The organism is uncultured Butyricimonas sp., assembly GCF_959596855.1.
Lineage (GTDB): Bacteria > Bacteroidota > Bacteroidia > Bacteroidales > Marinifilaceae > Butyricimonas > Butyricimonas muris.
Genome location: NZ_CAUFYA010000040.1, coordinates 1 through 21,533, shown reverse-complemented (window position 1 = coordinate 21,533; position 21,533 = coordinate 1). Strand labels below are relative to the sequence as shown.

General features: G+C 47.9%; 12 protein-coding genes and 1 pseudogene. All 13 read right to left on the bottom strand.

Translation table 11 applies throughout. The features are described from left to right. Nucleotides 1-6 precede the first annotated feature (6 nt). The 13 genes and pseudogenes from Q5866_RS15610 to Q5866_RS15550 all read right to left on the bottom strand — a co-directional run bounded on the left by Q5866_RS15610 (nt 7) and on the right by Q5866_RS15550 (nt 21,208). Nucleotides 7-3,138 (bottom strand): efflux RND transporter permease subunit, encoded by a 3,132-nt coding sequence (locus Q5866_RS15610; protein ID WP_303181203.1) that lies wholly within the window; start codon nt 3,136-3,138, stop codon nt 7-9. 409 nt (nt 3,139-3,547) lie between these two features. Further along, nucleotides 3,548-4,627 carry an efflux RND transporter periplasmic adaptor subunit gene (locus Q5866_RS15605; protein ID WP_303181201.1) on the bottom strand — a complete coding sequence of 360 codons (1,080 nt, stop codon included), beginning with the start codon at nt 4,625-4,627 and terminating at the stop codon, nt 3,548-3,550. A 60-nt stretch (nt 4,628-4,687) separates the two neighbouring features. Then, entirely contained in the window at nt 4,688-8,200 is a 3,513-nt protein-coding gene (locus Q5866_RS15600; RefSeq protein ID WP_303181199.1) for an ABC transporter permease, read from the bottom strand. Nucleotides 8,201-8,400: 200 nt separating this feature from the next. Further along, nucleotides 8,401-9,813, bottom strand: coding sequence for a TolC family protein (locus Q5866_RS15595; RefSeq protein ID WP_303181197.1), 1,413 nt, complete (start codon nt 9,811-9,813; stop codon nt 8,401-8,403). Then, nucleotides 9,810-12,941 (bottom strand): efflux RND transporter permease subunit, encoded by a 3,132-nt coding sequence (locus Q5866_RS15590; RefSeq protein ID WP_303181241.1) that lies wholly within the window; start codon nt 12,939-12,941, stop codon nt 9,810-9,812. Before Q5866_RS15590 ends, Q5866_RS15595 begins: the two co-directional genes overlap by 4 nt. A gap of 141 nt (nt 12,942-13,082) precedes the next feature. Continuing rightward, entirely contained in the window at nt 13,083-14,150 is a 1,068-nt protein-coding gene (locus Q5866_RS15585; RefSeq protein WP_303181195.1) for an efflux RND transporter periplasmic adaptor subunit, read from the bottom strand. Nucleotides 14,151-14,192: 42 nt separating this feature from the next. Then, nucleotides 14,193-15,383 carry an ABC transporter permease gene (locus Q5866_RS15580; protein ID WP_303181193.1) on the bottom strand — a complete coding sequence of 397 codons (1,191 nt, stop codon included), beginning with the start codon at nt 15,381-15,383 and terminating at the stop codon, nt 14,193-14,195. A gap of 92 nt (nt 15,384-15,475) precedes the next feature. Then, nucleotides 15,476-16,648 (bottom strand): ABC transporter permease, encoded by a 1,173-nt coding sequence (locus Q5866_RS15575; protein WP_186974656.1) that lies wholly within the window; start codon nt 16,646-16,648, stop codon nt 15,476-15,478. A gap of 9 nt (nt 16,649-16,657) precedes the next feature. Continuing rightward, entirely contained in the window at nt 16,658-17,647 is a 990-nt protein-coding gene (locus tag Q5866_RS15570; RefSeq protein WP_186974657.1) for an HlyD family secretion protein, read from the bottom strand. A gap of 42 nt (nt 17,648-17,689) precedes the next feature. Continuing rightward, entirely contained in the window at nt 17,690-19,141 is a 1,452-nt protein-coding gene (locus Q5866_RS15565; protein ID WP_303181190.1) for a TolC family protein, read from the bottom strand. A 75-nt stretch (nt 19,142-19,216) separates the two neighbouring features. Continuing rightward, on the bottom strand, nt 19,217-19,819 hold the full coding sequence (locus Q5866_RS15560; RefSeq protein WP_099291062.1) for a TetR/AcrR family transcriptional regulator: 603 nt from the start codon (nt 19,817-19,819) through the stop codon (nt 19,217-19,219). Then, on the bottom strand, nt 19,816-20,415 hold the full coding sequence (locus Q5866_RS15555) for a TetR/AcrR family transcriptional regulator (protein WP_099291063.1): 600 nt from the start codon (nt 20,413-20,415) through the stop codon (nt 19,816-19,818). The genes Q5866_RS15560 and Q5866_RS15555 overlap by 4 nt, the downstream gene beginning before the upstream one ends. A gap of 392 nt (nt 20,416-20,807) precedes the next feature. Beyond that, nucleotides 20,808-21,208: pseudogene (locus Q5866_RS15550) on the bottom strand (VOC family protein). Between the last annotated feature and the right edge of the window lie 325 nt (nt 21,209-21,533).

The following is a 21,533-nucleotide window of genomic DNA, read 5'->3' as shown; positions in this document are numbered from 1 at the left end:
ATGATTTTAATTTTTCCGCTCCATTTTTATCTTGAAAAAGAGAGAATACAACACGGGCAGGATAACGAGCGTTACCACCGTACCGATAAACAATCCACCCATGATAGTTACCGCCAACGAGCCGAACATATCATCGTTAATCAAGGGAATCATACCGAGAATCGTGGTCATCGCCGCCAGAAACACCGGACGCAAACGGGAAGACGAAGCATCGAGTAAAGCGAGCACTTTATCCTTCCCCGATCGAATCTGGATATCCACCTCATCGACAAGTACAACGCCATTCTTGATCATCATACCGACCAACCCGAGGGCTCCCACGATAGCCACGAATCCAAATTCCTTACCCGCCAGAAGCATCCCGAGCACCACCCCGGTAATGGCAAGCGGCAAACAAAGAATAATCATTAGCGGACGACGGAAGTCCTTGAACAAGGCAATAAGAATTGCCAACACGAGAACGATGCCGAGAGGCACATTCTTGAACAGGTATTGCTTGGATTGCGTACTCGCGAGGTATTCCCCCTGCCATTCCGTGGAATAACCCGGCGGGATATTCAATTGCTCGATCTTGGGCAAAAGACTGTTACGCACGTCGTTTGCCGTGTATCCCGGGGCATTGTTACATTCAACCGAGATGGAACGCTGCCCGTTGTAACGGCGCACCACGGGAACCTCCCACGAGGCCGTGATACCGTTTGTAGCTTGATTCAACGGGGTAGAACCCGCCACGGCTGTCATCACTTCGTCGGGAGATATCATCCCCGCCATCAGTTCTTTCACCGTTTCAATATTCAACATATTGGTCGAGGGCACCAGACTCCACACCGGAACGTTATTCAACTTTCCGGGACGTTGCCGATCCTTCCCGATACTTTTGATATATATGGGCAAATCATGCTCTCCCTCGTAATACGAACCCACGGGCAACCCGTCGGTCGTTGCCAATAAAGCCAGTCCCACGTCCTCGCGGGAAAGATTCGCCACCCGGGCAATCGGCTGATAGTAGTCCACGTTAAGCACGGGGATGGTAGGTCCCCAGTTATTCGTCACCAATACCGTGGTTGAATCCTCTTTCATAATCTCCTCCACTTGGGCACAAAGCCTTTTCAACACGGCGGGATCGGGTCCCGTAATCATAAACTGCACGGGAAAATCCATGTACATGAGGTTGTACTGCTTCATCCGCACGTATGCCTCCGGGTAATGCTCGGAAAGGTAACGCTGCAAGGTATCGAGATTTGCTTTCAGGGTTTCGGGGGAAGTGAAGTCCACGATCAACTCCCCATAACTGAGCGCAGGTTCGGCAACCGTACGTACCAGATTGTAACGTGACGGGGTTCCCCCAAGACTCGTGGTTACGGTCGTGACCTCCGGTTGACTTGAAAGGTAACTTTGTATCGACGCCAGATCACGTTTCACCGTTTGAGGGTTCGTACCGTATGGCATCTTGTATTCTATATACAATTGATTGTAACTCAAATCGGGGAAAAAGCCCTGTTGTATGAATCGGAACAAATATACACTGACGGCAAGTACAAGAATCACCCCGCCAAGTACCCACACCCGATGGCGTACCGAGAATTGCAGCGTGGAACGAAACGCCCGGTACGTCCGGGTACTATACATCTTCTGCTCGTCCTCCACCTCGCCCGGTTTCACCCGCAAAGCCCGATCGGCTTGGATTGGCACGAAAGCGAGGGCAAGAATCCAACTCAACCACAGGGAAACTGCCAGCACGATAAACAAATCCCGAACGTATTCGCCCGTCGTGTCGGGAGAAAGGAATATCGGCAGGAAAGTCAAGATACCGATTGTTGTAGCCCCGAGTAACGGCCAAGCGGTCTTCTTCGTGATATTAACCAGCGCGGCGGGTTTCGAGATTCCCTTCTTCAAATCGACCAGAATACCGTCCGTTATCACGATAGCGTTATCGACAAGCATTCCCATCGCCACAATAAAGGAAGCGAGCGAAACCCGCTGCAACGTACCGTGCATCATGTATAATACGAGCAACGATCCTAAAACCACGATCACCAATCCTGTCCCGATAATATATCCGCTCCGGAACCCCATGAAAAGCATCACGACAAGAATCACGATAATCACCGATTCGATCAGATTGACCATAAACACGTTAATGGCACTCCGTACTCTGGCAGGCTGAAAGAAAACCTTCTGGAAATCTATCCCCGCCGGAATAATCTCTTGTTTCAATTCTGCCAGCTTGTCATCCACTTTTTTACCCAGTTCGAGAATATTTCCCCCGGTTTCCATGGCTATGGATATAGCTATTGCCGGTAAAGTATTATATATCAAGCCTTCCCGCTGGGGTTCCACGTATCCTTTCGTGATTCGCGCCACGTCCGAAAGTCGTATCTGATCCTCCTCGTGCCCTTTAATAAGCAAGTTCCGGATGTCGTCGATCGCCTTATACGCCCCGTTCACGTTTACACGTACCCGTTTCTCCCCGCTGTCGAAATAACCGGAGTACACGGTTTTGTTCTGTCCGTTGAGCGTCATGATTATCTCTGCCGGGTGAACTCCCATGTTTGCCATCTTGTCTTCCAAGAACTCGACATTAATACACGATTGCCGTTCCCCGTACACGTCCACACTGCTCACCCCGTCAATATCCAGCACGGAACGCCGGACGAGTTCGGCGTAGTCGGACATCTCCTGATAATCAAAACCGTCGGACGTCATGGCATAAAACATACCGTACACGTCCCCAAAATCATCCATAACAATAGACGGTTGGGCACCATCCGGGAGTTGGGATTGTACACCCATCACTTTTCTTCGCAAAATATCCCACTTCTGCTGCAATTCCGCTAACGGAACCGTACTGCTCAACTCCACCATAATCTCCGACACGTCGTCCATCGAACGAGAGGACACGTGGTCCAAATCGCCCATGGAACGAATCGCTTTCTCCAGTACGTCCGTCACTTCCAACTCCACTTGATAGGCAGAAGCCCCCGGATAGGCCGTCACCACCATAGCCTGCTTCACGGTAATCGCCGGATCTTCCAACTTACTCATCGTGAAAAACGAGTATATTCCCCCCACTACCAAAACGAAAACGAAGAAGTAGACAAAAGCTCTATTCTTTAATGCATATTCCGTAAAGTTCATAATATATTGTTGCTAGGCAACGCTGCAAGTTATCAGGTTGCAGGTTGCAAGTTAATTTCAAATTCCCTCCCCCTTCGGGGACTCCCTCTATAAACAGAGGGAGAGCTAAAATACTCACCGTCTTCGGTAAGATTCACCGCTCCTCCTCTGTTTAGAGTCGCCTGCGGCGAGTTACAAGTCGCAAGTTGCATTTGCCTTCGGCAAGTTACAAGTTGTTTCTCTCGCGTTCAAGACTGTATTCCAGCTCCTCCTCTGTTTATAGAGGAAACCAGCGATTAAGCGAGGGCAGAAAGAGAGCTTGCTCTCGGTTTGCTGAGTGTGAGCTGGTTCGAGACCGGCTTCCGGGCTCACTTGGCGGCAAAGCCGACGGAGGAGTTCAATCTAAAATCTAAAATCCTTAAATCTAAAATTAAAGCAGTCCTCCCACGTTGGAAGAAGACACGGGAGTCAATCGCCGTACTTTCTGTCCGTCTTTAAGGGTATTGGTTCCTGCCGAAACAATCACCGTCCCGTCCGACAGATCGGATTCGACAATTACCTGTCCGTCCTTATGCAGTTCCACAATCTGAACAGGATGCATCCCCACGACCTCTTTCGCGGTGTCATACACCCATACATACGACTTATTCTCTTTCTGGAAAAGGGAAGAAATGGGAACAACAGCAAGACCCGCTTGCCCGGGAGTAAAACGAATCGTCACGCTAACGCTCATCCCTGCCGCCAGACTCAGATCGGACTCCGGTTTCATCCGGAAACGTACCTTGAACAATTGATTGTAATTCGCCTGTTGTGTCATATCCAGCAATTCCAAAGGAATCTTTACCCCCGGGTACACGTCCGCCTCGCAATAAAATTCCTCGAAACTCTCCCGACGGATAAAATCACTGGAAGGTATATCAATATTTACCTCGTAGTAATCATTATTAATCATGGACAGCACGGGAGTCCCCGTGTTCACGATCTCGTGGGCACCGAAGAATTTCTTTTGAATATACCCGTCAAACGGGGCTTTCAGTTTCGTATCATTCAAGGCATTCAAGTGGGCATGATACAATGCCGCAATTCGTTGCTTCGCTGCAACCGCCTTGTCATAATCATTTACAGGGACACTTTTCCGGTGATACAACTCGATCACCCGATCCGATTCTCCCGTCACCTGCTCGTACTCCGCCTTCGTGGCGTCATACTGCAACTTGTAATCCCTAGGGTCTATCTCTGCCAGCACTTGTCCCTTCCGCACATACTCTCCCACCTCTGTGTTGAAACGTAAAATAGGACCCGCTACCCGGAAAGCCAGCTGCACGTCAGAAGCCGCTTTTATCTTCCCCGGAAAAGTCGTACTACTCTCCCCTTCATACTTCTGCACCTCCGCTGTCTTTACCAGTTGCGCTATCTCCAAACCGGGCGTAGCCCTACGGCAGGAAAATACGAGCAACAAAAGTCCCGACACGGAAGCCCATTTCAATACCGAAAACACTGTCTTGTTCATATATATGTCATTTAAATCGACTATATATACTCAAAAGCCCGTGTTAAAGTTTCTATAAAATCATTTATCCTCTATATATTCCCACTTGACGGCATCACCTAAAAGCACCTGATCCGCCTCCCCCTCGTCAGTCAGCACGACTTTACATTCGCCCGGGGAAAGCCGGTATCGTCCTAATAATATCCAACCGAATGTCCCGTCACACTCCCCGACAACCTCTTTTTCCTCATTGCCATTTGTCAAGGTATAATATTGCCTAAATCCCGCATCACTCTCTGTTGTCGAAAATGCGGTCACCATGGAAAAACCGGCGGTTATACCTTTTCCCTGCTTTTCCTTATCGACTCTATAAGCACTCATCTTTGGCGGAATATATGCATAAACATCATATTCGCCCTCCTTTTCGATCCGGGTAACCCACTCCATACTTGCACCCCCGCCTTGCATCATAAAGGCATGAGTACGTTTGGAAAGCCCGTAAGCACTCTCATTTTGCACGTATCCCGGTCGTACTTCCACTCCATCCATGAGCTGTATCGATCTATTCTGGCGCAGATATTTACTCTCCGGCTCCTTGGCGAACAAATCGCGTAACCGCTTCTTGGATGAAGACTGTACAATACGGAAACCCTCTTCCTCGTTATCTACCACGGTCACGTTTTCACCGGGAAGAAAATAAGAGCGCCCGAGCTCTCTCTCGTTATCGCCGGTTTTATCATCTGTCGTACCCCCTCTCTCTCCACTCAGAGTTGTCGGAATATTCAAAGAAAGATTAGTATTCAAAGTAATCATACCCTCGTCAAAATTAGTCACGATCTCCTTCCCGCTCTTTGCTTTTATCAAATAATTACGAGTGATGGTAGACTCTTCCATTCTTCTTCCGAAATTCCAAGCGGAACCGCCGGAAGAAGGACGCCCCTCTGTCTTCCGGGCTTCGATAGATACCACCCCATCCACATCACTATCATTAAAAATAGTAAGACGCACCCTTGAAGCACTACCGCCCAATCCATCTATATACACGCTTCCATTACCTATAAGAGATAAAATTCGATTCATCTCATCCGCCTTTTCTTTATCTACACCCGCGGACTCCGCTTTAAAATCTTTTATCCAAAATTCAGGCAATCGCTTATTCGTGTACCAAGAAGGCAATACATCCCGCCAACGGACGCCAAATTCCCGTGCAAAGGTTTCATCAAACTGGTCGAAATCAATCTTTTGAAAACGATGTGTCGCGATATATCCATCCAAGAAATCGACGACCTGCTCTTCTGTCATATCTCCTAAAGCCAATCTCCTGACCAACTCTTTTGATTTCATCCGTAATACACGAAACAAAACAACCGGATCAAGTTCCCGGTCATGAAAAGAGTCTTCAAAACTATGAGAGGAAAGATAATTCAAAGCACGTTCTTCTGTCGCCTGACCGGAATAATCTCGTGAGCGCCCCTTCAATATATTCAATAATACCGCGTTAATAACCGGATAATCATCCGACCGGAAACAAAGCGAATAGTCATAAAACATAGAAGCGGCATAATACAAACTGTTGCGTGTCGAGTAACTGTTTCCTGCCACATTCTTGATTGCCGAAGGACCAAACCACCGCATAAGTATCTGCCCCCGATCATAATTCATGGTTGTGGCACTTGTCAATAAATTCGTTAACCTCCCATGAACCGTCTGCCGGAGTCTGTCCATCTCGGATATATTATCAAAACCGGCGACGGAAGCCAGCATCTTCATTGTTCTTTCCATTACCGCCTTGTGATCGGACCAAACCCCAACTCCCCGTTCCGGCAGAAAGACCATCTCGGGTTGGATATATTCACTCGTCCCTTTTTCCTGCCGGAAGAAACTCGCTAAAGTTATCGGCGTTTCAATCAACTTCAAACCGGAATAAGGATAAGAATGACGCATCTGATACTCGACAGTTTCCCGCATCTCCCGGATTAACCCGGGCAATGAATCAGACAACGCCTCCAAGCCCCTCAAAATATCATCATGCCCTTTGAAAAGATAAAGTTCATACCGCACGGAATCAACGGTTATCTCCCTTTTCTCGTAACCGCCGATACAAAGTGAAATTCCCGGCAATGGAAGGTGATTCGTGAAATGTAACCCGTTATCCGTTTTTTCCTCATCCCCTTGTGCAATAACCGTCCGTTCGCCCGGGTTCGATACTTGCAACGAATAGAACGTGAACTCCGGAGATACGTCATACGGGTGAGCCGGATTCACTGGCGGTGTCGTTGTCGGATACCACAGACATTCCGGTGTCAGAAAAGTGAAATTCTTATCCAAAAACATGAACCTCTTTCCGTAGCGGCATTTCAAATAAGCATTACTTTCCTGCTCGAACACGATATCATCAGGCACTCCCAAGTAACATATCCGCTCGTCTATTCCACCCCGGTACACTACCGTCAGCACGATCTCCTCGTCAGTTTGCAATTCCCTTCGTACCCGAATCACTTGTTGCTCCCGCTCGAACGATAAATCCGAATCCCCCTTGATCGAAAGCACCTCCAAATCCGGGTTCAAATAAAGAATAATCTCCGGTAATGTTTCCCGTGTACGGTTCTGTATCAATAGAGTACTTTTCGCGCTCATTTCATCACCTTGTTGTTCGAAACGTATATCATGACGTGTCACGCTGCCTTTCGGCACGTTATTATATTTATTGTAAGTCTCCGTGTAAACCTTTCTCACGGAGATTTTTTGGGAGTGAAAAGAATAAACAAGACCTCCCGCCATAACACCCGCTATCATGCAAGCAATAGAAAGTCCCATCACGCGTACCCGGTTCACCGGACGATTGGAAAGTCGCTTGAACAAACACACCGTGAATCCGAGCAAACCGAAACCGACAAGCAACCAACACAACCTCTGTAAAAGATAACCGGTCAAATCCGAATGTCCCGTCACGCTCGAGAAAGTATTCGGCAAGCTATGCCCGAACGGGTCGAAAACACCTTGTCCCATACCCCCCGCATAAAAAATCGTAAATCCGACAATCACCAAAAGAAGTAAAATACTCAAAGCCTGATTACGCACCCAAGTATGGATAAAGAAAGAAAGTCCAACCATGAAAATCAATGCCGGAATAATCAAAGTAACCAGATAAAACAAATATATCCACACGTTCATCGGGGAGCTACTGGCAAAAAAATGCAGCAAAGAACCGAAAAACAAAGATACAATCGCCATCACGATAAACACCCCCGCGAACCCGGCAGCCATACCCAGTACATACTCGGCATTACTCTCCGGACGATAATAGATCGTATCCATCGAATCCAGCTTCCTCTCCTTCGTCAGAAACATTCCCGCCAGAAATATCAACGGAATAGCCTGCAATCCCGCGAACAAATAAGCATTCATGTAAGGGAAAAACGAAGACAGGCTAATTAACCCGCTATTCGATAGCATAAAAAGATTCGACTGAATCAATATTTGGTATAAAATAATACAACAGAACGTCAGTAAAAAAAAGATTCGAAACAACCAACTCCGCAGCAATAACCTAGAGTTGTAAGCGGCAACCGTTCTCAAATTGTGAAGATTCATGATGACAGCATTTAAAAATTCTTATTAGCTCAAGAGCTTCGCGCACGTTTTCACAATGATAGGAAGAATAAAATACAATTGCAAGTAAATGAGCATCTTTCTTCATAAATCACGAAGTACTCTTCTTGCATGATCACACGTTACTTTCCCCTTACACGGCTGTCAGCAATCACCGAATCACGGAATCATTCAATCCAAAATCAGTTCAGTCTTCCCGTCGCTTTCAGATATTTCGTTTCACTCAATCTCAATTCGGCCTTGGCATCGATCCAATCGCTCCACGCCTTCTGCCATTGGGCTTGTGCTTCCAGATAATTGGTAATCGTTTCCATTCCCACCTCGTACTGGTTTTTGCTCACGGTCAGGTTTTCTTCCGCTTGACTCAAAGACTTGCGAGTCAGAGTCACCCTCGTTCGGGCATCCTCGATATTATAACGGGCACGAGCTATTTCCAGCAACATCAATTGAGTCATCTCCTCTTTTTTCAATCGGCTCATCTCCTCTTCTGCCTTCATCGCCTTGATTTTACCTCTTCCTTCACCCCAATTGTATATAGGAATCTTCAATGACGCTATCGCGGAAAAAGAAGAAACATCCGTGGACTTCCCGTTTAACGAGATACCCCCGTGATACCCGTATGATGCGGATACCCCTAATTCAGGCAGGAAATCGGAACGTGTCAAGGCAACCTCCCTGCTCTTCAACTCGACCTCTTTTTCCAACAAATTATATTCCGGGCGTCCTCCCACCCCTTCATTGCTGTCCAATACCCCCGGCGTCACGTTCTCCTGCAAAGAATCATTCACCAGCAACACGGAATGAAGATCTATGCCTATCACCCGACAAAGATTCATACCCGACAAAGCTCTCCCGTTCTCCGCCTTTTGCAACATTAACTCCGCCTCATTCAGACGCACCTGTGCTTTCAGCAAATCGTTACGGGAAGCCATCCCCGTTTCAAAAGCATCCGTCAGGTTGCGCACCAGCTCGGATACCACCAATTTATATTTCCCGGCGGAAGCCACCAACTCCACCACCCGCAAATATTGCCAGTACGCCTCGTCCGCCTCGGTAATCACTTCCGCCCGACTGTACTCTTTATTAATCTCTGCCATTTCTTTACCGATAGAAGCCATACGGTAAGCGGAACGTACCTTTCCACCCATGTAAACGGGTTGTTCCAACATCACTCCCGCCGAATACGCCCCCCGCAAGCCTAATTCCAAATCAATATCCGGCATAAAAGCGTATTGATTAAATATCGGGTTCCCGTCCGGTCCGATCAACGGCTCGTTCGTCAACGGGTTCAACAAATAATTCGGCTTCAACGTCCCGTCCAATTGAGGCACGAATGTCGGCAAATACCCCCCGTCAATCGTGAACGAAGTCTTTTTCTGCATGTAAGCATACAAGCCCGTCGCCGAGATTTTAGGCAAGAAATTGGCTCGATATGACTTCTTGTCCGCTTCCGCCTTTTCCTCTTGCTTCACGGCAATAGCCATTTTCTTGCTGCTCTCCAATGCCATTTCCCGGCATTTCTTCAAATCCAGATGTACCTGTCCGAAAACCGAACTACAGGCAACCGCCAACAATATTACTAACGCGTATCTCATAACTCTTTACCTGTTACTTTTTTATCCTTGAAAAATACGGCATACAACACGGGGATAAACACCAGCGTGATCACCGTCCCCACCAACAAACCGCCCATAATCGTCACCGCCATCGAACCGAACATATCATCACCCAGCAACGGTACCATTCCCAGAATCGTGGTCAGCGACGCCATCATCACCGGACGGAAACGAGAAGAAGACGAATCGAGCAATGCCTGTGTCTGATCCTTCCCGGAAGCAATTTGCAACCCAATCTCATCCAACAGCACCACCCCGTTCTTAATCATCATACCGATCAACCCCAACGCCCCGACTATCGCCACGAAACCAAATTCCTTGCCACTGATCAACATTCCCAAAACGATACCGATTGCCGCCAAAGGCAAACAACAGAATATAATGACGGGTTTCTTGAAATCCTTGAATAACATGATCAATATAGCGATCATCAAAATTACCGCCAGCGGGATATTGGCAAACAAGTAACGCATGGAATCCCCGCTCGCCTTATGTTCTCCCAACCATTGCATCGCGTAACCCTCCGGCAACGCTATCGTGTCGATTTTCGCCAATAACAGCTTCCGGGCGCTCTCGGCTGTATACCCGGGGGCATTATTACATTGCGCCCGCAAAGCACGCTGCCCGTTATAGCGACGCACCACGGGATCTTCCCACTTCATCGTGATTCCCCGCGTAGCTTGATTCAACGGAATCGAACCGATAGTCTGTGACAACAAATCTTCACCCGAAGTCGTCCCCATCAACAAACCTTTCAGCGTTTCTTCATTCAAAGCGGCAGTCGAGGGCAACATACTCCACACGGGAATATTATCCAAGGCTTCCACCTTCTCGCCCTTGCTATCCAGACTCTTCAGATAAATCGGTTTGGCATGCACCCCCTCGTAATACGAGCCGATAGGCATTCCATCCGTGGCGGAAAGCATGGAAAGTCCCACGTCCGAACGGGAAAGACCAATCGCTCGGGCAATAGGCTGGTAATAATTCACCATCAGAGTCGGCGTCATCGGCTCCCAATCATTCGTCACCAGCACCACCGCGGGTTCATCCCGCATGATCTGCTCCGCCTTCTCCGTCAACTCCTTCAACACCGCCGGATCAGGTCCCGTGAACATCAACTCTATCGGGTATTTCTTGTACATCAGGTTATACCGCTTCATCCGCACGTAAGCGTCCGGATAATTCGCCGTGAGATAATCCTGTATCTCCTCCATCGTTTCTTTCAACGCCTCCGGGGTCGTGTAATCCACGATCAACTCCCCGTAACTCATCGACGGTTCGGCAATAGACCGTACCAGATTGTAGCGGGCAGGAGTACCCCCTATACTCGTCGTCACGTGTGTCACCTCGGGGCGGTTCATCAAATAGTCCTCGATCTCCGCCAAATCGGATTCCACCCGCTCCACTCTCGTGCCCTCCGGCATCTTGAATTCTATATATAACTGCGTGTAACTCAAATCCGGGAAAAATCCTTGCGGGATATACCGATACAGGAAAGCCGTGATCGCCAGCAACACCACGACCACCCCGATAGCCATCGACTTGTGCCAAAGCATAAAAGAAAGGAATTGCCGGAACAAACGATATATCTTACTGTCATACAACTGCTCTCCACTCTTCTTGGCTTTTACCTTCAAAGAATGATCCGCGTGAATCGGTATATGCGTCAATGCCAGCACCCAACTCAACAACAACGACACCGCCAGCACGATAAACAAATCCCGCACGTATTCCCCCGTCGTATCCGGGGATATAAATATCGGGAAAAACGCCAGTATCGCTATCAACGTGGCTCCCAGCAAAGGCATTGCCGTCTTCTTCGCTATATTCGTCAACGCCGCCGGACGCTTCACCCCCCGTTCCAGATCGACAAGGATACCGTCTACAATCACGATTGCATTATCCACCAGCATCCCCATCGCCACGATCAAAGAACCCAACGACACCCGTTGCAACGTCCCGTCAAACAAATAAAGCACCACGAAAGAACCTAGCACGATAATCACCAACCCGGTACCGATAATCACACCGCTCCGGAATCCCATCGTCAGCATCAGCACCAGAATCACGATAACCACCGACTCGATCAGGTTAACCATAAACACGCTTATCGCGTCATTCACCCTGTCCGGCTGAAAAAACACCTTGTGAAACTCAACACCCGTGGGAATCCTCGATTCTTTCAGTTGTTCCAGTTCCCGATCCACCTTCTTTCCCAGACTCACGATATTCCCGCCTTTCTCCATGGACACGGCAAGCCCGAAAGCCCGTTTCCCGTCATAGCGCATCTCGTTGCGGGAAGGTTCCTCGTATCCTTCCGTCACGCTGGCAATATCCCGCAAGCGCAACTGATCGTCCTCGTGTCCTTGTATAATCAGATTCTTTATATCCTCTACCGAATGATAACTATCATTGACCGCCACCCGCAAACGCTGATCCCCGCTGTTAAAATAACCGGGATACACCGTCTTGTTCTGGTTATTCAACGTGGCAAGCACCTCCATCGGATGCACTCCGAGATTTGCCATTCTATCCTGCAAAATCTCTATATTGATACACGCCGTCCGGTTCCCGTAAATCTCCACCCGACGCACACCTTCCACTTCCTGCAATTCACGTTTCACCAGTTGGGCATAGTCCAACAATTCCTCGTCACCGATACCGTCCGTCGTAATTGCGTAAAACATCCCGTACACGTCACCGAAATCGTCCATCACCACGGAAGCCCGTGCCCCATCCGGCAATTGCGCCTGCGCATTAGTAACCTTGCGGCGCAAAATATCCCATTTCTGTTCCAACTCATCCGGTCCCACGGTACTCTCCAACTCCACCGTAATCATCGACAAATCAGCCATCGACTTCGACTCTATACTACCGATAGCCCCCATCGAACGGATGGATTTTTCCAACACGTCCGTCACTTCCAATTCCACCTGATGCGCCGAAGCCCCCGGGTAAACCGTCACCACCATAGCTTGTTTCACCTTGATTTCCGGATCTTCCAGCTTACTCATCGAGATAAAAGCAAAAATACCCCCAATCACCAGCACGGCGATAAAAAACTTCACCAGCGCCTTATTATTCAATGCATATTCCGCGAGATTCATCATATTTTGTTGCTTCGCAACGTTTAAAGTTCATAAAGTTTATAAAGTCCATAAAGTTTATAAGGTCAATGGGCACCGCGGGACGCTTTGTTCACGGCAGCATAGCTGCCGAATCTTAAATCTAAAATTTAAAATCTAAAATTAAAGCAGTCCCCCAACGTTCGTCTTCGATACCGGCTTCAACAACTCCACCTGCATCCCCTCCTTCAAACTATGCACACCTGCCGAAACGACAATCTCACCGGGAACCAATCCCTCGGAAACGATCACTTCGCCCGTCCTCAATAACTTCTTCAACTGCACGGGACGTTTCTCCACGACCTGTTTCCCCGGATTATACACCCACACGGAAGCCTGTCCGTTATCCTCAAAGATCGCGGACAACGGCATAATCACCAGTGCATCCATGTTAGGATTATAACTTATCGTCACGTTCACGCTCATTCCGGCAGCAATATCCAACCCCTCCACCGGCTTCAGACGCAACCGCATCCGGTAAAGCTGATTCAAATTAGCCTTTCTCGTGATTTCTATCAATTCAAGAGGAAACTCTTTTCCCGGAAATACATCTATCGTGCAAAAAAACTCCTTAAATTGATCCTGCCGTACAAAATCACTTGACGGAATATCAATCTCCACGTCAAAATAATTACTGTTAATCATCGACACTACCGGATAACCCGCCGCTACCGTTTCATGCGCGTCATAATATTTATGCTGTACATACCCGTCAAAAGGAGCCGTCAGACGCGTATCCTCCAACGCGTTTTTATGCGCGTTATACTTCGCCGTGATCTGGTTGATTCCCGACACCGCCTTGTCATAGTCATTCACGGGAACACTTCCCCGCCGGTACAGTTCCATCACCCGCCCGGCTTCCTCCTTCACCTGCTTATACTCCGCCTCGGTCGCCGACAACTGTATCTCGTAATCCCGAGGGTCTATCCGCGCAAGCAACTGACCTTTTTTCACGAATGCCCCCACCTCCGGGAACACGTTTTTTATAGGACCCGCTACCCGAAATGACAATTTCACCTCCGAAGCAGCCTTAACCTTCCCCGGATAAACAACAGACAATTCTCCCCGGTAATCTCTCACCGTATCGGCTTTCACCGTTGCTCTCGTACGCTCTTGCCCGGACTTATTATTCCCGCAAGCACACAACAATAAAACGATCCCCAGCAGGGGAAGCACAACACCTTTCATCATCTTTTCATTTAAACATTCAGATTCAGTATCTTTCTGTCCCGGTTACGAAACCACTAAATCTTTTTTATTTTTTAGCTTTCTATACTCTATTTTATACAACAAACATGCCACAATAAAATAAACCGCCACTAAAATCCACAATCCCCAGAACTCCGGCAATACCTCTGACAAAGTGGCACCCGTGTTATTAATTTTCACAAAACCGTCTATCCCGAACGACGAGGGAAACAACTTGCCGAACCATACCCAATACTCCGGGATAGCCGACTTCGGCCACGAGATCCCCGAAATAAACATCAACGGTACCGACGTGAATACAAATATCAGAAACGGCATTTCCCGTTCCCGGCTCAAGAATGACATCGCGATCGCGAAAAAGACACACGCCAACAAGAACGGGAACAAAAACAACATCAATTCCCCCCGTTCCCCGATCTGTGTCATCCCAAACAAACGGGGCACGATAAAAAATACCCAATACCCCATGACAAAATAAACCGGGAGATAAGCGAACGCCTTACCCAACACTACCCGCGCGGGACGACAGAAATGACATCCCACGGGCAACTGGCTTCTTTTGCGACGCCTGTCCCGTTCCGTCCCGGCAATCGTTCCCACTCCCAGCAACAAAGATTGTTGAATCACCAGAATCAATACCGCCGGAATCAGGAAAGAAGTAAAACCACCCTGCGGATTAAACAACTTCACGTCCTGAATCTTCACGGGCGACGCTTTAATCTCTTCCGTTATCTTCGTGGCATACTCCATACCCCGTATCTGGATATCCTTACTCATTTGCAAAGCCACATCCGTTGCCGCCATAAGCAAAGCCTTGTAATTCAACAAAGCCCCCATATCACAGAACAGCGACACGTGCGCCTGCTCCCCGAGAGCTATATTCTTGCTAAAATCCTCCGGTATCTCCAGAACCCCGTAAATATCTTTTTTATACATCAAAATCTTCGCCTCTTCCATATCCGCACAACGTGCCACGACATCCACGCTTGCCGTCGCGTCCCAGTTCCGGATAAACTCCCGACTCGCCACCGACTTCGAATGATCGACCACGGCAACAGGCACCTCCCGTGCGATCTCGTTACTATAAATGAACGTGTACACGATCGGATAACCCAACGTCAACGCCACAAAAAACGTCAACACGGCATGATCCCGAAAAATCGAGTAAAACTCCCGCTTGAAAACGTAATATATATCTGTCCAAAAAACCATCATTCCATTTTAGATTTATGATTTTAGATTTCAACCTGCAACTTGCCGCAGGCAAATGCAACCTGTAACCTGCAACCCGTAAGCCGCTCTGCGGCTTACGGCATATATTTAAACTCCAACAAATCCAACTTCAATTTCGGCAGGATAAACAGGGGCAAAAACAGGAACACTACCAATGCCGCGTAATTCTGCCATGAATAGATCATCGGTATACCATTCAAAGCTTGATCCACGTAAATCAAAAAATAGTGACGCATCTGGAAAAGGTTAGAACCGATCTGCGCCAATTCCGGCATCGAACGTACCGGATACGTGAAACCGCAAATAGAGAATGACAACACTCCCCACAAGGCACATACACTCAATGCTATCCGACTGCGCCGACTAATCCCCGTCACGAACAACGCGAAACACTGCGCCGAAAGAATCATCAACACCATCGCCAGAAACATCGGGAAGTAACCGCTATTCAACGGGAAATGAGCGTAACCGTACAGGATAGACAGATACAACATACCCATAATCGTGAAAATAATCGCCTGTGGGAGCAATTTACCCAACAACGCCACGACAATCGAATTGTTCCCGACACTCAACCACTCCCTTGAAGTCCTCTGCTTAATCTCCTCGCTGATACTATACACCGTGGTAAACATCACGAACATACACAGGAACGCGGGCAACAGGAAATTCGCCAGATAAATGGCGTAACTCAACCACGGGTTATTCAACGGGTGGGTGTCCAACACCACCGGCATCAACTTCGCCGTCAACACGGGTTGATTCTCCCCTCGTGCCAACAATAAAGTTTGTTGCACCGCCCCGTTCGCCAGATTCGCCTGCATACGCATATCCTTGTAGAGCAGCGAACCCGCCAAAAAATAGGTATCATTCGTGTAGAACGACAACACGGGTTCACTCCCCGTCGAGGCATCCCGCCGGAAGTTCGCCGGGATATAAAATATCCCGTACACATCCCCCCGTTGCAAAGCCTCCCTCGCCTCACTAAAATTCGCCGACCGCATCACCACATCCGTCTGGGCAAAAGCATTCAGCGAACGCACCAACGAACGTGAAGTCGTCGTGTTATCCTCATCCACGACCGCCACGGGCAACTTCTTCGGCAACCCGTCCTTCAACAAATCCATGAAAAACAAAAAACAAAACAGCGGGGCAAAAACCATCACGAACCAGTAAATCCGATGCCCTGCCAGCATCCGAATCTCCCGCTTCATCAGCGCCCCCACCGCCTTTATATTTTCACGCATAGTTCAATTTTAAATTTTTTTTAAAACGCTCATCCCCGGCCTCAACCCTTCCACCTTCTCCATCGGCACCGCCTTCACCTCAAAGGTCTTCGCGTCATACTGTCCGGTTGTCTTCGTCGCCCGCCAAGCGGCATAAGTTCCCATATTCTTCAAATAAGTCACTTTCAAACGAACTTCTTTATCCCCCAACGCCGGAATATAACCCGTGAACTCGGCACCCATCTTCAAATCTCCGAGCAAATCCTCCCGCACGTTAAAAACTACCCACATATCCTCCAAATCCAACACGTTCATCACCGGAGAACCCGTTCCAACCAACTCACCCACTTTCGGGTAGCGTTCCGAAATCTCCCCGTCAATCGGGGATACCAAAAAAGTTTCCTTGATATAGGAACTCACCTCCTCGACTGCCCCTTTCGCCCGATTTACCTGAGCCTCGGCAGCCATTTTATCTTCTTTCTCCGCCCCGTTTCTAGCCATTTCGTACTGAGCTTTAGCCGCCTGTTCGGTTGCCAGCATAGCTTTATAATTAGCTTCCGCCTCATCCCGTTTCTGGGCGGACATCACCTCACCCTCGTACAACTTTTGCACCCGTTCATACGATTTCCGGGCAACCTCAAGAGCCGCCTGTGCTTTCTTCCAAGTTTGATAAGCCATCGCTTTTTGCTCCTCCCGGGCACCTTTCTGAGCCTTATTACTCATCGCTTGGGCTGCATCCTCCGCCGCCTGTGCCTGACTCAACTTCGCCAACACCTCCGGACTATCCAGAATCGCCACCGTGTCCCCCTTCTTCACCCGGTCACCCTCGTCCACCAAAAACTTCTCGATTCTCCCCGGCACCTTACCGGAAATCCGAACTTCCGTCGCCTCCGCTTCCCCTTGTATCACCTCCGGCACCGGCTCCCAGAATATAAATCCAAAAATAGCCACTAAAAATACGATAATCACAATCCCCGTGAACATCAATACCTTCCCGCTAACCTTTTTTTCCTCTTTCATAACTTCCTTATATATTATAATCTCTCAATCAAAAATCTAAAATCATAAATCCAAAATTCCATACGCTTTTTCCAAATAAACTTTACACAACCTTGCCTCAATCCTCGTGTCTATCAATTCGGAATTAGCCGTCAGCCATGCCGTCTGTGCTTCCAGCACATTCAACACGGGAATCGTACCCTCTTTAAAGCCAAGGTTAGCGAACTTCAGATTCTCCTCCGCACGTTCCAGATTCTTCTCCGCCATTTTCAACTTCTTCGCGACCTCCTTCATCTTAAACTCCGCTTGATTCACCTGCAACTCTATCTGTTCCTTCGCTTCCTCCAACTTGTAATTCATAACATTGGTCTGTGCTTTCGCATTCCGCAGGCTCTTGCGGGAAGCCCCCCAATGAAAGAGCGGTGCTTTTATTCCCACTCCCACGCTCCACATTCCCTCGAACTTACTACGCACCCCGTCATAAAAAGAAGGCGTACTGCTCAAGTAATTTGCCGTCAGTGCCACCGTCGGCAAATACTCTGAAAGCACAATCTTTTCCTTTTTCTTGTATATATCCGAGGCAAATTGCAGGCTCGCCACTTCCGGGCGGCGGCTATACACCTGTTCGAGAGATTCCTCCGGCACCATTTCCACTTCCGTTTCGGTCATTTCCTCTTGCAACGCCACGATGGTATCCGTCGGCAAACCGCAAATCTGGTTCAACAACATCCGGGACAAACTCAACCCGTTATCCACCTTCGTCTGCACCATCTCCCCCTCGTTCAACTTCACCCGCACCGAAAGCACGTCCGCTTTCGTCGCCACTCCCGTCGTGTGCATCAATTCGACATCGTTCACGAACTTCTGCAACGTCTGCACGTACTTGTCCGCTAACTTTTTCCGGTTAACCAGCGATATAATCTGCCAGTACGCCTCGTCGGTCGCCAGAATCACGTTCTGCATCTCCTGCGCACGCTTGCTTTTCGCCAATTGCTCGGACAACCCCGCTATCTGGTTATACGCCCTAATCTTTCCGCCCATGTACACCGGCTGCGTCAACCCCACCTGCACGATTCCCAAGTTACGGGCATCCACGGACATCGCCTCCTTCGGCAGAAGGGCGTAATCCTTCGGCACGTACTGCCCGTTCACCATAACCGGTTTACCGTCCGCACCGACCATCAACTGATCCGGACGAAACGTGAACTTCCCGTCCGACCCGATAGTCCCCACGGGCAAATGCGCGTCTTCCGACAAAAGATTAATCTCTTTCTGGTTACGCAGGTACACCCCCATGGCATCAATGCCGGGCAAATATTTCGTGAAAGCCTCGGCCTTTTGTGCCTCACTCGCTTTCACCTCCTCGTCTGCAATTTTCAGTTTTTTGTTATTCTCCACCGCCAAGCGTCGGCAATCCTCCAAACTTAACACTTGCTGCGCGTTCGCTGCCAATGTAAAGCACAGAAAAACAACACTCCAACCGATTCCTAATTTACATACTGTAAACTTTTTCATCACCTTATCGTTTTTATTTTCCTCTTTCAATTCTATCAGTTTTTATACTTTTCGGTATGTTCTTTTATAAAAATCTCACCCCACTTTCACGAGCGAATAAAGCTGCTCGTACTGGTAACGCACGGACGACAAAGCGTAAGCTATATCTTGATGCATGACCACGTAATGAATCAACCCAACGCTGATATTCAGCAAATTCTTTGCCAAAATAGACGTATCCACGTCATCCCGTATCTCTTTATTTTTCTTGGCCTCCAGAATTACCCCTTCCAACTTCGACATCCACGAGATTTTCGTGTTACTCACCATCTGTTTGAACTCCGGGTAAAGCGAAATCACCTCCACCATCAGCGACAGGCACAAAATCTCCGGGATATCGCTATCAAACCGCTTTGCCCCGTAATTCTCTATCTCCAGCAAATTATGTATCGTCAAATCAATAAACTCCCTCAAGGAATGCACACGCCCGATCTCCTCCGCCCTCCGGCAATTCAACATCCGGTAATACCTCGTGACACCTTCCTTCAATACCTCCTCCTTGTTCAGAAAATGATAATAAAAAGTACCTCTCGTCATCCCCACGGCTCTTTCCAAATCCGTGAGAGTAACCGCCTTGTATCCCTTCTTGAGGAACAACAGGAAAGCGGTCTCGATAATGGTATCCCTCGTTCCGTTCATTTTTTTATCAACATATAATATTGCTCGAACTGCATCCGCATATCGGAAAAGACATACTGCAAATTCGGCTCCTCAAATTCAATATTCAACATACTGCTCGACACCGACATCAAGTTACGCGCCAACACCGAAGTATCCAGCGTTTCCCGAATCTCCCCCTTTTGCTTCGCTTTCAGAATCACGCGCTCCCAGTGTGTCAAACGAGTTTTCGACAACGTGTAAATCCGTTCCCTGAAAGCGGGAAACAACGGCGCCACCTCCAGCACAAGCTGAAAAAACAACACTTCCAGAATGAAACACCCGAAAAACTTCTGCGCCAAATCGGCACCTTCCTCCTTGTTCCGGATTACCAAATCAATATACTCCCGCAACGTCGCCACCCGCTCCGCATCCTCGTCACTCTCCTCCCGCGTGATACTGAAATAACGTTCGATTCCGGCCTCCAGAATCTCCTTCTTATCCTTGAAATAATAATAAAACGCCCCCTTCGTCAACCCTGTCGCCTGCTCCAAATCCTTCAAAGACGTACCTTTATACCCCCGGTTCAAAAACTGGAGTAACGATTTTTTCACTATTTCATCCCGAAGTTCAGCCATAAAACTATTTGTTACTCTTTGCAAAGATAAAGATAAAAATTGAAAGATAACTGTAGTACGTTAAAAGTACAAAAAGTGTTACCAACGGGATATAGCAACTTAAAAGAGAAGAACTCTTTTTTGGGGCGTGTCAATCTAATCCGGTCTTACTCCACGGTTACCTTAAAACGACATTTTTCCGCTTACCACTTCCGGACAAACACACGCCGGGTAACCAATTTCATAAACGTGTCCTTCTTCAATTATTTCCGCAAAAAGCCATTCTGTATTCCCGTATCGTTTATACTGTTCGTCTAAACAACAGCCACATTCTTCAAATTGCTTTCTTTGCATTGGCAATACCGTATCCTTGACACAATGTATCGCCTTATCTCTATAATCCAACAATAACCTTATTTAGCATGAAGAGGAGTATAAAGCTCTATTAAATTTTCCTCCGGGTCACGAAAATGAACCACTCTCATTCCCCACTCAGGCATATCGGTCGGCTGATTGACAAATTCGATTCCTTTCAATAGAAGCGCCCGATAAGCATCATCCACGTTTTCCACCTCAAAAGATACCATTGATTTTTCACGATATCCCACGGGCTGTTCTTTGTCCACGTTACCCACCGCCGGAGCCATATCATCAGATACAAATATAGCAAACCCTTCTATCCCATCGGCTACTTTGAACGAAGCATAACCACTCTCCTTGCCCCCCAAAGAGATTCAAAACCAAGCTTTTCCGTGTAAAACTTGAAACATTTCTTGTAGTCTTTAACTAACAATCTTACCCCTGCAAATTTCATATCATGTAGTTTCTTGAAATTAGTTTACTCGATTTGACATTCAACATTTAAAATTTCGAACACTCCTTTTCTGTCATCGATAATAAAATTTCAGGAGCATGTACTGACAAAGATAAGCGTTTATAAGTTTCTTGCAACAATACCCGGGATTTATATTTCCCTCTCCTGAAAAATTAAAAAACTGACATCATACTTGATTAACACTTCCGCAAAACCAAGTTCATCAATTCCCCTTACGGCATTTACCGGCATCCCGTAATATTCTTTCCATCTTCTTCTCCATGTAACAATTCGTGATATGCCAACGATGCTCGTCAAGCCAATA